General features: G+C 60.6%; 9 protein-coding genes. 2 read left to right on the forward strand and 7 right to left on the reverse strand.

Annotation, left to right across the window (positions count from 1 at the left end; translation table 11 throughout):
• Positions 1 to 126 precede the first annotated feature (126 nt).
• From tadA to treP, 7 genes are all read right to left on the reverse strand, one after another.
• Positions 127 to 624, reverse strand: coding sequence for a tRNA adenosine(34) deaminase TadA (gene tadA / locus KVG87_RS15300; RefSeq protein ID WP_122611858.1), 498 nt, complete (start codon positions 622 to 624; stop codon positions 127 to 129).
• Positions 624 to 2,000, reverse strand: coding sequence for a multicopper oxidase family protein (locus tag KVG87_RS15305; protein ID WP_076564035.1), 1,377 nt, complete (start codon positions 1,998 to 2,000; stop codon positions 624 to 626). The genes tadA and KVG87_RS15305 overlap by 1 nt, the downstream gene beginning before the upstream one ends.
• 118 nt (positions 2,001 to 2,118) lie before the next feature.
• Positions 2,119 to 2,409: a PTS sugar transporter subunit IIB gene (locus KVG87_RS15310; RefSeq protein ID WP_076564036.1), complete on the reverse strand. Its 291-nt coding sequence runs from the start codon at positions 2,407 to 2,409 to the stop codon at positions 2,119 to 2,121.
• A gap of 2 nt (positions 2,410 to 2,411) precedes the next feature.
• Positions 2,412 to 4,940, reverse strand: coding sequence for a phosphoenolpyruvate--protein phosphotransferase (gene ptsP / locus KVG87_RS15315; protein WP_217851419.1), 2,529 nt, complete (start codon positions 4,938 to 4,940; stop codon positions 2,412 to 2,414).
• Positions 4,941 to 4,990: 50 nt separating this feature from the next.
• Positions 4,991 to 6,214 carry a maltoporin gene (locus tag KVG87_RS15320; RefSeq protein WP_217851421.1) on the reverse strand — a complete coding sequence of 408 codons (1,224 nt, stop codon included), beginning with the start codon at positions 6,212 to 6,214 and terminating at the stop codon, positions 4,991 to 4,993.
• A 105-nt stretch (positions 6,215 to 6,319) separates the two neighbouring features.
• A complete protein-coding gene (treC, locus tag KVG87_RS15325; protein ID WP_217851422.1) occupies positions 6,320 to 7,966 on the reverse strand; it encodes an alpha,alpha-phosphotrehalase in 1,647 nt (548 codons plus the stop codon).
• Positions 7,967 to 7,987: 21 nt separating this feature from the next.
• Positions 7,988 to 9,430 carry a PTS system trehalose-specific EIIBC component gene (gene treP, locus KVG87_RS15330; RefSeq protein ID WP_041479919.1) on the reverse strand — a complete coding sequence of 481 codons (1,443 nt, stop codon included), beginning with the start codon at positions 9,428 to 9,430 and terminating at the stop codon, positions 7,988 to 7,990.
• Positions 9,431 to 9,665: 235 nt separating this feature from the next.
• On the opposite strand from treP, the gene treR reads away from it, so the two are divergent.
• Complete coding sequence (gene treR, locus KVG87_RS15335) at positions 9,666 to 10,370, forward strand: trehalose operon repressor (protein WP_041479920.1); 705 nt, start codon at positions 9,666 to 9,668, stop codon at positions 10,368 to 10,370.
• Between the two features lie 176 nt (positions 10,371 to 10,546).
• Positions 10,547 to 12,664, forward strand: coding sequence for a TerD family protein (locus KVG87_RS15340; protein ID WP_367616685.1), 2,118 nt, complete (start codon positions 10,547 to 10,549; stop codon positions 12,662 to 12,664).
• The last annotated feature ends 95 nt before the right edge of the window (positions 12,665 to 12,759 follow it).

Genomic DNA, 12,759 nt, shown 5'->3' on the forward strand with positions numbered 1-12,759 from the left:
TCTCCCCAACAACGGAGATCCACCTGTGGGAGCGAGCCTGCTCGCGAAAGCGGTGTGCCAGTCACCATTCATTTTGAATGTACCGACGCTTTCGCGAGCAGGCTCGCTCCCACATTGAAGCTGTGTTTATTCAGCAGGTTTTGTGCGTCTGGCGCGGAAAAACTCGGTCAACACAGCACCACATTCTTCAGCCAGCACCCCGCCCTCATACAACACCCGGTGATTCAAAAAACCCTGGGTAAAAAACTGCCCCTGACTCTGCACAATCCCGGCCTTGGGTTCCAGCGCGCCGTACACCACCCTCGCCACCCGCGAATGCACGATCAGCCCGGCGCACATGCTGCAAGGCTCCAGCGTCACATACAGCGTACTGCCCGGCAGGCGATAGTTATCCACTGCCTGCGCAGCGGCGCGGATCGCGACCATTTCCGCATGGGCACTCGGGTCGCTGGTGCTGATCGGGCAATTGAAGCCGCGACCGATGATCACGCCATCGTGCACCAGCACCGCGCCCACCGGCACCTCACCGAGGGCGGCGCCCTGTGCGGCGAGGGTCAAGGCTTCGCGCATGAAGTCGCGGTCGCGGCTGCGGTCGATGATCGCCGCCGGGCGGATCTGGCGCATCACTTCACCTCGATCGCGGCCATCAGGCCGGTTTCCATGTGGTCGATGACATGGCAGTGGAACATCCACACCCCCGGGTTATCCGCCACCAGCGCCACTTGCGCACGCTCGTTCTTGCCCAGCAGATAGGTGTCGGTGAAATACGGAATGACTTTGTGCCGGTTCGACGCGATCACCTTGAAGCTCATGCCGTGCAGGTGGATCGGGTGCTGGTACTGGGTCATGTTCTTCAATTCGAAAATATAGCTCTGGCCCAGTTTCAGGCTGGCAATCGGTCGGTCAGCACAGGTCTTGTCGGTGATGTCCCAAGCCTTGCCGTTGATCTGCCAGAGGCTCGGCGGCTTGCCGTTTTCGGTGTTCACCGAGACCGAGCCGACCCATTCGAAATTGAAGTTGAGTTTCTCGGCATTGGCCAGGTCCGGCTCGGCCACCGGGTTGGCCGGCAGGGCTTTCGGCCAGTCCGTCGGCGCGTCGGTGTTGGCGACTGAACGCAGCGTGCCCAGACGCACCGGGCCGTTACGCAGCGACAACTCTTCACCGGCCGCCGGGGCCTTGATCGCCAGGCAAATGCGCATGCCGGGGCCGAGCCAGTATTCCTTGCCCAACGGGCGGGGCTCGACCGGGTTGCCATCCAGCGCGTAGATCTTCGCTTCGACACCGGGGATGTTGATGCGATAGGTCAGGGTGTTGTCGAGATTAAGCAGACGCACCCGAGTGACCTGCCCGGCCGGCAGATCAATCACCGGCAGCGGCACACCATTGATCGTCGACAAGCGCCCGGCGGTACCGCCACGGGCCGCTTCGCGGGGGATGCTGAATTCGACGAACTGACCTTGCTCGTCGACATGCCAGTTCTTCAGGCTCAACGTTTTCTCGTACTTGAAACCGGTCGGCTCGCGTTCTTCGATGATCAGCGGCCCGACCAGCCCGCGCCCGAGTTCTTCGCTGCTGCTGACATGCGGGTGATACCAATAGCTGCCGGCGTCCGGCACGCGGAATTTATAGTCGAAGTATTCGCCCGGCAGCACCGGCAACTGCGATACGTAGGGCACGCCGTCCATTTCCAGCGGCAGGCGGATGCCGTGCCAGTGAATGGTAGTCGCCACCGGCAGGTGATTGATGAAGCGCACCCGCAACCATTCACCCTGGCGCACGCGCAACTCGGTGCCCGGCGCCGACGGGCCGAACGCCCAGGCCTCGGTCTTGTGGCCCGGCACCAGTTCGACATCCAGCGGCGCGGCGATCAGTTCATAGTCGTGGCCGGCCTCGGCGTCGGCCATCTTGCCCAGCCAGTAACGCGACGCGCCTCCCGCGCCCACGCCAACGACAACAAGACCGGCCAGGCCACCGAGGATTTGGCGACGGGTAAAGGACATGAACTCAACTACCTCACGTATCAGCGACAGACCCCGAGGGATCCGCAAAAAGGCGAATACGATACACCCGCAGTTGAGAAACAGTAAGGGCGACCTGCGGCCGCACGTCTTGTCGGCCTTATGCGCGCAGCCCGGTAATCAGGTGCAGCACGCCGCCCTCAAGCGGCATGACGCCCGCCACACCGGCCACACTCAGGGCCTGACGGTCGACACGGGCCTCGTCGTGCAGCGCCACGCGCACCCGAGTCAGCGCCACCGGTTGCTGCGACTTGAGGTTATCCACACCGCCCAGCGCCGCAACAATCTCGGCGCTCAGGCCGGCAATCGGTTCGGCGACGGCTTTCACCTCATCCGGGACCAGATCCGGCGTCAGTGCTTTCCAGAATGCCTGCTGCAATTTGTCGAACATGTTCAATTCTCCATAACCGGCGAGGCATCGACTTTCGCCCCATGAAACTGCTGCAAGGCTGCGCGCACGTCGGCGGCGCTTTCCAGGTTCGAAACCTGTTCGGCGATGATTCGACAGTCGGCCAGATTCACCTCCCGCACCGCCGACTTGATCGCCGGAATCAACGGCACGCTCACCGACAGCTCATCCACACCCAGCCCCAGCAGCAGCGGCACGGCAAGGCGTTCAGACGCCATGGCGCCGCAGACGCCGACCCATTTGCCGTGGGCATGCGCAGCCTTCACCGTCATCGCGATCAGGCGCAGCACCGAAGGGTGAAAGCTGTCCGCCTGACTGGCCAGACGCGGATGATCACGATCCATGGCCAGGGTGTATTGGGTGAGATCGTTGGTGCCGATGGAAAAGAAATCCACGTGCGGCGCCAGCACATCGGCCATCAGCGCAGCGGCAGGCACTTCGATCATGATTCCCAGCTTCGGCATGTGCGCCAGGCCCAACACCCGCGCTTCCTGCTCGAGAATCTGCCGCGCCAGACGCAGTTCGGCCAAATTCGTGACCATCGGCAACATGATGTGCAGACGCGTCAGTTCACAGCAGGCGAGGATTGCGCGGAACTGCTCGCGCAACAGTTGCGGTCGTTCAAGACACAGTCGAATGCCACGCAAACCGAGGAATGGATTGGTTTCGCTGTCCATCGGTACATAGGCCAGCGGTTTGTCGCCACCGACATCGAGGGTGCGCACCACCAGATTGTGTGCCGGCCCGATGGTACGCGCGATGGCGCTGTAAGTGGCCACCTGTTCGTCATGGCTCGGCGCCTGCTGACGGCCCAGGTAGAGAAACTCCGATCGCAGCAGCCCTACGCCATGCGCGCCCAGCTCCATGACCTGGGCGGTTTCTTCCTGCGAGGCAACGTTGGCGGTGACTTCGATGTGCTGACCGTCACGGGTGCAGGCCGCCTCGCTGGCCTGGGCCAGTTCCTGCTGATGACGCTGGCGCTGGCGCTCATGCCGCGTGCGCAATTGATCAATGGACTCGGCGTCCGGGTGCAAATGCAATTCGCCTTTATCGGCATCGAGCAGCACCCGCGTGCCGTTGCCGAGCCCGAGCATTTGCCCCGGCATGCCGCAGATCGCCGGTAAACCGCAGGCTCGCGCGAGGATCGCGACATGGCTGGTGGCGCCACCGCCGACGGTGGCAAACCCGAGCACTTTGCGCGTATCGAGCCCGGCGGTCTGGGACGGGGTCAACTGATCGGCGATCAGAATGGTGTCGTCCGGCAACTCCAGCGCTTGCTCGTGAACACCGAGGATCAGCTTCAGCACGCGCTGGCCGACATCATCCAGATCCGCCGCGCGCTCAGCCAGTAAGGCATTGCCCAGCGAGCGAAACATCGCCGCCGTTGCGTCGGTGCTGGTCTTCCAGGCAAACGCCGCGCTGTTGCCCGCGTCGATCAGCGCCCGGGCCTGATCCAGCAGGCTCGGGTCGGCCAGCAGTTCCTGATGCGCCTTGAAGATCTCCGCCTGCGCCTGGCCGCTGGCGGTGTCGCGCAGATGTTGCAGGGCCATGTCGGCTTCGATCAGGGCTTGGCTCAACGCCTCCAGTTCAACTGGCGGCTCGGCGCCGAACTCGTTGACCATGAGCGACGCTTCGACAATCTGCATGACTTGCCCCAACGCCGAACCGGGCGAGGCGCAGACACCGCGCAGGATGTTCGGCATTTCTGCTGCATCGACTTCGACCGGCGCGGGCGCTGTGACCGCTTCACCGCAGCCTTCGCCCAGCAAGCGTGTCAGCGCCGCGACCGCTGCCTCGGCATCTTCACCTTCGGCGCTGACCTGCACGCTGTCGCCATGGGCCGTCTGCAACGCCATGATCGCCACCAAGGATTTGCCGTTGGCTTGCGCGTGCAGCTTGTGCAGATGGATGGTCGCTGAAAATGCTTTGGCCGCTTGGGCGAATACTGCCGCCGGCCGCGCGTGCAGACCATTGGAATTGGGCAGGTTGATCGGCTGCGAGAACACCGCATCGCCCGGCACCGGTGCTGGATGTTCGCCGACGGCTGCGCCGACCACGACGTCCAGCACTGGCTGGCCCACCTCGACCAACCCGGTTGAGCCAACGAGTGAAGCGAACGGCTCGCCGCTGACCACCAGCATCAAGGTCAACAAACTGCGCGCGTGCAGGGCAATGTAGTCAGCATCGAAGTCGATCAGCGCCTGCCCCGCTTCGACCCGCTGCCCCGTTTCAACGCGGCGGGTGAATCCTTCGCCGGCAAGGTTCACCGTGTCCAGGCCGATGTGCATCAACACTTGAACACCCGCATCACTGGTGATGGTGAGCGCATGCCCGCTGGTCTGCACATCGCTGACCACACCGGCCAACGGTGCGCAGAGCGTTGACGAAGTCGGGTCGATGCACAACCCGTCGCCGATGATCCGCCCGGCAAATACCGGGTCGGGCACCTGGTCCAGCGCCATCAGCACGCCGGATAAAGGAGCCAGCAGCTGCAATTGTTGGGGTGTGGCCATGACATCACCTGAGCTTGTATTGATTGAATGAGCGGTCGCAGCCGCTTTGCTTATTTCCACCAGTATTCAACCTGCAAGCCGACATTGGCGCCGTGCCGTGCGTTGCCGAAGGCGCCGGTGTCGGACAGCGCCGAACCTTTGGCCAACAGGTTGGCGGCACGCTTGGCTGCCTGGTTCCAGCTGGCATAGGTGTAATACAGACGCACCTCGGGCCGCGCCCAGAATTCCGGGCCTTTCGGTGACCAGGTCGGTGCAAAGGTGAACTTGCTCAGCTTGCGCGTGCCGTCCGCCGCCTCGACCTGATCGTGACCCAGTTCGGTCACCAGTTTGAACTGCTCGCTCAGTGCATAGGCCGGACGCACACCGAGTGACAGCCAGTTCTGATCGGCGCCGCCCTGACGAATATCTTTCTGATACACCGCCTGGAATTGTCCGCCAAAACGTGGCGTCAGTTGCCAGTCGAAGAACTCGACGATCCGATAACTCTTGTTGCGGTCATCGAGCCTGACGTTACCGGTATAGCCCAATCCGGTGCCCGGCCCTTCACCGTATTGCAGCGCCAGTTTGTTCTTGCCGCCGAGAAAGTCCTGCTGCACGTGCTGAGTGGTAATCGCCCAGCCACGGTGGGCGTCGCGGCTGTCGGGCTTGTCGATGTAGCTGAGGCCGAACTCAAGTTCACCGCCCGGGTTACTGTTGAAACCGCCGACGTTGAAGTCGTGGCGGTTGATGTAATCCTTTTGGTCAAGGTTGTCCTTGCGCGAAAAGGCGTAGCTGTATTTCAGGCCACCGAGCAACACGTCTTCAATGCCTGCACCGGTGGCGCTCTGGTTCCAGTAATAGAAATCGGAAATATGGATGTCGTTACGTTTGTAGTAACGCCGCCCGGCCCACAGCGAGCCGCCGTTGAGCGCGGGCATCGCCGACCATTGCGCGTAAGCCTGCGGCAAACGAATCGAGCCGTTGTCTTCCTTGAACGTCAGGCTACGGTCGTAACGGTTGTACAGCGAGGCCATGCCGTCGACGCTCAGCACCGAGCCGTCGTCGAGCGTGTACAGATCCTGGCGCAGCTCGAGCTCACCGTACTGCTCGCACTCGTTACCGAGGCGATATTTGGTCTGCGCGCCGGGCAACTGGAAACACGACTGGCTGCCGCTGTTGACCGAAGTACCGACACCGCTGCGCAGATAGCCGCCGAACTCCAGCGCCTGTGATGACGTGGGCATTGCCAGACAAAATCCGGCGATTGCCAAGCTGTGATTTATGGTTGTTTTCATATGCCACCCATTGTTTTTATTGTGTGGTTGCAGGAATTCAGCGCGCACGAATCCCCCGCGCAGCGTTCTGCGTGTTTTTTCAAAGGTTGTTATTCAGTTAAAAAATCAGGGGTCGGTCAGGTGCAGCACGAAGGATTCGTAAGGTCGCAACTGCAGCAAACTCGTGCGCTGCGGGCAGTCCGGGTAATTGCTGATCAACAAGCGCTGCTCCTGGGCTTCATCGATCAGTGCCGGTAGCTCGACCTCACATGCGGTGCCATAGAAATTGTTCACCACTAACAAGCGCTCTCCCTTCCCCTCGCGCAGGTACGCCCAGACCTGTGGATGCTCCGGCAACAACTGCCGATAGATGCCATCGGAGATCAACGCTTCAGTGCGGCGCAAGTTGATCAGGCGCCGATAGTGATGCAGCACCGATTCCGGGTCGTGCAGTTGCTGCGCGACGTTGATCTGTGCGGCATTGGCCGACACACCAATCCATGGTTCACTGCGAGTGAAGCCGGCGTTGTGCCCGGCGTGCCAGTGCATCGGCGTGCGCCCGTTGTCGCGGGACTTCTGCATGATCGCCGCCATGTTGTCGAGGTCGCTTGCCCCGGCTTCACGCTTGAGGCGAAAGATATTCAGGGTCTCGACGTCACGGTACTGCTCGATGCTTTCGAACCCCGGATTGGTCATGCCCAACTCTTCGCCCTGATAGATGAAAGGCGTGCCCTGCAGAAAGTGCAGCGCAGTGCCGAGCATCTTCGCCGACAGCTCGCGGTATTCGCCGTCGTTGCCGAATCGCGACACCACACGCGGCTGATCGTGGTTACACCAGAACAGCGCATTCCAGCCGCCACCCGCCTGCATGCCGGTCTGCCAGTCGGAGAGAATCTGCTTGAGCTGGAGGAAATCGAAATCGGCGCGCACCCATTTCTGCAGATTCGGGTAATCGACCTTCAGGTGATGAAAATTGAAGGTCATCGACAGCTCTTTCGACTGTGGATTGGAGTAACGAATGCAATGTTCGAGGCGGGTCGAAGACATTTCGCCGACGTTGATCAGCTCATGCCCTTCGAAGACCTCGCGGTGCATCTGCTGCAAGTAGGTGTGCACGTTCGGCCCGTCGGTGTAGAAGCGCCGACCGTCGCTGTCGTCTTCGGGAAAATCCGCCGGTTTGGAGATCAGGTTGATCACGTCCAGACGAAAGCCACCGACGCCTTTGTCGCGCCAGAAGCGCATCATCTTGAACACTTCGTCGCGGACCTTGGGGTTGTCCCAATTGAGATCCGCCTGGGTGTGGTCGAACAGGTGCAGATAATATTGGCCGGTCTGCGCTTCGTACTCCCAGGCCGAACCGCCGAACTTGGATTCCCAGTTGTTCGGCTGGTCGCGCCAGATATAGAAGTCGCGGTAAGGGTTGTCGAGGCTGCTGCGCGCCTGCTGGAACCAGACGTGCTCGATCGAGGTGTGGTTGACCACGATGTCGAGCATCAACTTGATTCCGCGTTTGCCCGCTTCGGCGATCAGCAGCTCACAGTCGGCCATGCTGCCGTAACTCGGATCGACCGCGTAGTAGTCGCTGATGTCGTAGCCGTTGTCGCGCTGCGGCGAACGCAGGAACGGCGTGATCCACAGGTAATCGACCCCCAGCCATTGCAGGTAATCGAGCTTGGCGACGATGCCGAGCAGATCGCCGGTGGCGTTGCCGGCATGGCTGTGAAAGCTCTTCGGGTAGATCTGGTAGATCACCGAACGTTGCCAGTCTTGCATGGCGCGACTCCTTTATTAATTTCAGGCAACCCGGTAACCCGGACGGACGATCTTCATGCTCAGCACGCAGGTCAGGGCAAACGGCACGAGCATGGCGATCAGCATCCCGATGACGAACATCGGGATGAACTGCGGAATGATCGAGATGAAACCGGGCAGGCCACCGACGCCGATGGCCGAGGCCTGGATCTTGTTCAGCGAGAGGAACATGCAACCCAGCGCCGAACCGGCCAGCGCGGCGTAAAACGGGAACTTGTAGCGCAGGTTGACACCGAACATCGCCGGCTCGGTGATGCCGAAATACGCAGAAATCGCCGAGGTCGAGGCCATGCTCTTGTCCCGCGCATTACGCGTCATCCAGAACACCGCCAGGGCCGCACTGCCCTGCGCCAGATTGGACATGACGATCATCGGCCAGATGAACGTGCCGCCCTGACTCGAAATCAATTGCAGGTCCACGGCGAGGAACATGTGGTGCATGCCGGTGATCACCAGCGGCGCATATAACAGGCCGAAAATCAGACCGCCCACCAGCGGCGCCAGATCGAACAGCATCACCAGCCCTTCGGTGATGTAGATGCCGATATGCCGGGTCACCGGGCCGATGATTGCCAGCGCCAGCACGCCAGTGACAACGATGGTGGTGATAGGCACCACCAGCAACTGCACGGCGTTGGGCACTCGCGCGCGCAGCCATTTTTCGATGACGCTCATCACGTACGCCGCCAGCAGGATCGGCAAGATCTGCCCCTGGTAGCCGACCTTTTCCACCTGGAACAGGCCGAGGATGTCGAAGTACGGCAGTTGCTGCCCATCCAGCCCGGCCACGGCCTTGCCGTAATTCCAGGCGTTGAGCAGGTCCGGGTGTACCAGCATCAGACCGAGGACAATGCCGAGGATTTCGCTGCCGCCGAAACGCTTGGCCGCCGACCAGCCGACCAGCGCCGGCAGGAACACGAACGAGGTGTTGGCCATCAGATTGATCAGGCTCCACAACCCGTCGAGGTTGGGATAGGCATCCAGCAGGGTCTGGCCCTCGATGAACATGCCCTTGGCACCGAGCAGGTTGTTGATGCCCATCAACAGGCCGGCAATGATCAGCGCCGGCAGGATCGGCATGAACACATCGGAAAACACCCGCACCAGCCGCTGCATGGCGTTGATCTTCTCGGCGCTTTTCTGTTTAACGTCGGCGATGGTCGACGCCGCCAGGCCAGTCTGCTGGCGCAGTTCGGCGTAGACCTTTTCAACATCACCCGGGCCGATGACCACCTGATACAACCCGCCGGTGAAGAACGAACCCTTGACCAGATCGACGCCATTGAGCGCGGCCACATTCACCAGCGCGGGGTTCTTCAGCGCCAGGCGCAAACGCGTCACGCAATGCGCCGCCTGCTCGATGTTGTCGCGGCCACCGAGGCTTTCCAGCAGCTCCTTGGCGATGTTCGGATAGTCATGGCTCATGCTTGTTCTTCCGTCGTGGATTGTTGTTATTGGCAGCACGCCGAGAGAAAAAATACTCGTCTGTACGAGTTAATGCAACAACTCGTCTGTACGAGTTTGCATCCGTGGATGAACGTCAGAAAAATGCGGATTCTTCCTACTCTGACCTAAGATGTTTTCCTTCGTCCGCATGGACAAACCCCTACCCTGCCCTTAAGGTTCGGGGTTTTGAGTACCGTCGGCACAGAGTCCAGCCATGAGCAAATACAACCAGATCTACAGCGATTTGCTTGCCAGCATCACCACGCAGCGCCTGGAGCGCGGCGCCCGGCTGCCTTCCGAAACCGAGCTGATGGACACCTATCAGGCCAGCCGTGGCACGGTACGCAAGGCCATCGACCAGTTGCAGGAACGCGGTTTCGCTCAGAAGATTCATGGCAAAGGCGCGTTCGTGCTGGCGACCAACCCGATCGAATTCCAGCTCGGCGGCATCGTCAGTTTCCAGGAGACCCACCCGCGACTGGGCAACGACGTCAGCACCGAAGTGGTCGAGATGTGTCAGGTGCCGCTGGAAGGTGCATTGCTTGAACATATCAATGCCGAGCCCGGCAGCCCGATCACCCGGATCAAACGGGTGCGGCGCATCGACGGCAAACGCGTCATCCTCGACATCAACCACTTCGTCAGCGAGGTGATCCCCGACCTGTCTGCAGACATCGCCGAACATTCGATCTACGCCCACATCGAACAGACCCTGCAACTGCAGATCGCCTACGCCCAGCGCACCATCGAAGCCGTGCCGTGCAGCAAGGACGACCACCACCATCTGGACCTCGACGGCCAGAGCCATGTCATCGTGGTCAGCAACCAGACCTTCCTGCAGGACGGCCGCCAGTTCGAGTACACCGAATCGCGGCATACGCTGGACAAGTTCTATTTTTCGGATGTGGCGCGGCGGTAATATCCGCTGACAGGCGAGCCCATTTCAAAATATGTGATTGGCTGACAAGCCGCGATGACCTCCGGTAGTATGCCGCCGTGGCTATGGAACACCTTCCTTCTATCCTCCATGAACTAGGGGTTCCGCTCTCCACACCGCGCCTGCTTATTGCAGGCGTTTTCGTATCGATTGCACAGGTGAGCATCAGCTCACCGGAAACGGCGACCAAGGAAGAAATCATGATCAATCAGGAGCTGTTCCTGCGGCGCCGTACAAAACTTCACGTCCCTGCCGGCTCTGGCGGAGCCACACGCGCGCAGGTCGCATCAGCGGTCAAAGAAGTCGCGGCGTTTCGATATGTACTCTCCGAACCGCTGATCGAGCGAATCGGCATGCTCTCTGCGGTCGAACTCAAGAACTGGCTGCGTGAAGTCATTCGAGTCCTGCGCCGTCGCAGCGGTGCTCATGTACATCACCGACCGTTTTATCCTGACTTCCCCAATCAAGTCCTCGAAGCGACAGAGGCGGAGTTGTATCTCAGCGCCGTCATTCACTACCACACACTTCGGCGCCTGCCACCCAGCGAACAGGTTCGGCCAGCCATGCTTGAAGGCAACTTCATCCATTGGGTCATCGAACCGGGAAGTGTCAGCGAGTTCGAGGCATTGCTCGAGCCGCTGGTCTCATCGCGCACCTCGCTGTCCGAAGAGGAAGCTGCGGATGTCAGCTGGTTTATCCGAACGTACAAAAGCGATGTGTTCCGTCTACTGCCCGAGACCGTTCCGTTTCGCGAGATTCGCGCGCTCGTTGGCGGCGCGCTGATCCTGCATATCGGCGACGATGCACAGGTTGAGGCTTTCCTTGAGCAAAATGTCGAAACGGCGACGGACGTGCTCCGCGTGGCGATCGCACTGCATGGTGGAGACGTGTCGCTGGCGACAGCGTTGACGCGCTTTAGCAAAATGAAACGTTCGATGCGTCGCAAGCTGTTGCGCCTGCTCGACCGCATGCCCAACGCTACCGAGGATGTGATGCGCCAGGCCGAACGCTGGAAACGTCTGGCCGAAGTCCTGCATCCAGGCGATTACGCTGAGAAGTATCCGCGAGCATTTGCGGCCATCACCGCAGCGCGACGCAATGATCCGCCGGCCTCGTTCGGGTCGCGTGTCGAAACCATGCTTGCCCAACGCCAGATCGCCGCGCTTACGTCGGTGCTGCAGGATCGTCCCGGAGAATTCGCGCGCCGTCTGGACGTGATGTTACGGCGTGCCACAGAACCGGACGCGGTGCTCGACGCCTTTGCGGCTGTCGCGGCGCAAGTGTCCTCACCTGTGCTGCTGCAATTACTGGCCCAGGTAAATGCCCCGCGCCCCCTGCCCTTGCGAGCGTTCACACCTAAAGGAGCGCTGGCGAAAGTCTTCGGCACTGCTGATCGTCGAGAGTCGATCGCACCGCAGGTATTGGCACGTGCCGCACAGATTTGCGAGAACGCCCTGATCACACGTTTCGCGTCGCTGCCACCGCTGGGCCGCTGCTTTGTCGATCCGGCATTGCGCGAATACCGGGCGCCATTGGCACAGCGCGCCGCAGCGAAGTCACTGCGAACACTTGTACGCGGCAGTCGCTTGCCAATGCCCGATACGCGATTCATTCGCCTATTCCTGTGGTGGAAGAACGGTCGTGACCGCACGGACATCGACTTGTCCGCCGCCTTCTTCGACACCGACTTCGTCTTCAAGGAAGCGATCGCCTATTACAACCTCAAAGGTTATGGCGGTTACCACAGCGGCGACATCGTCGACGCGCCCAACGGCGCCTCCGAATTCATCGACCTCGACCTTGATGTTCTCGTCAAAAAGGGCGTCCGCTATGTCGTCACGTCCCTCAATTCGTTTACCTGGCAGCCATATTGTGATCTTCCGGAATGCTTCGCAGGCTGGATGGCCCGCGCCGACACGGCATCTGGCGAAGTGTTCGAGCCGCGCACCGTAGTCGACCGCATCGATATCGCCTCCGACACCGGTATCTGTCTACCTTTCGTGATGGACTTACAGGAAGGTCGCATGATCTGGGCCGATCTGGGGCTGACTTCATCGCCCCGCTGGAACAACGTTGACAACAACCTCAGCGGAGTTTCGTTGATGCTGCGCGCCCTGGTGCATACACCAAGGCCGGACCTGCACACGCTTTTCGATTTACATGTGCGGGCACGAGGCGAACGAGTGGCCTCTGCTGAGCAGGCGCAGAGGGTGTTCGCACCTGAACAAGGGCTGACTCCGTTCGATACGGATCTGATTCGGTCTGAATATCTTTGATATCTGCGAAGGCATTGGCTCACTTTCAAAAGGACAACACGCAATAGCCGAGTAACACCCTCCCCTTGAGCACATCGGTCATCTTCGGCCTTTGT

The organism is Pseudomonas siliginis, from assembly GCF_019145195.1.
Classification (GTDB): Bacteria; Pseudomonadota; Gammaproteobacteria; order Pseudomonadales; family Pseudomonadaceae; genus Aquipseudomonas; species Aquipseudomonas siliginis.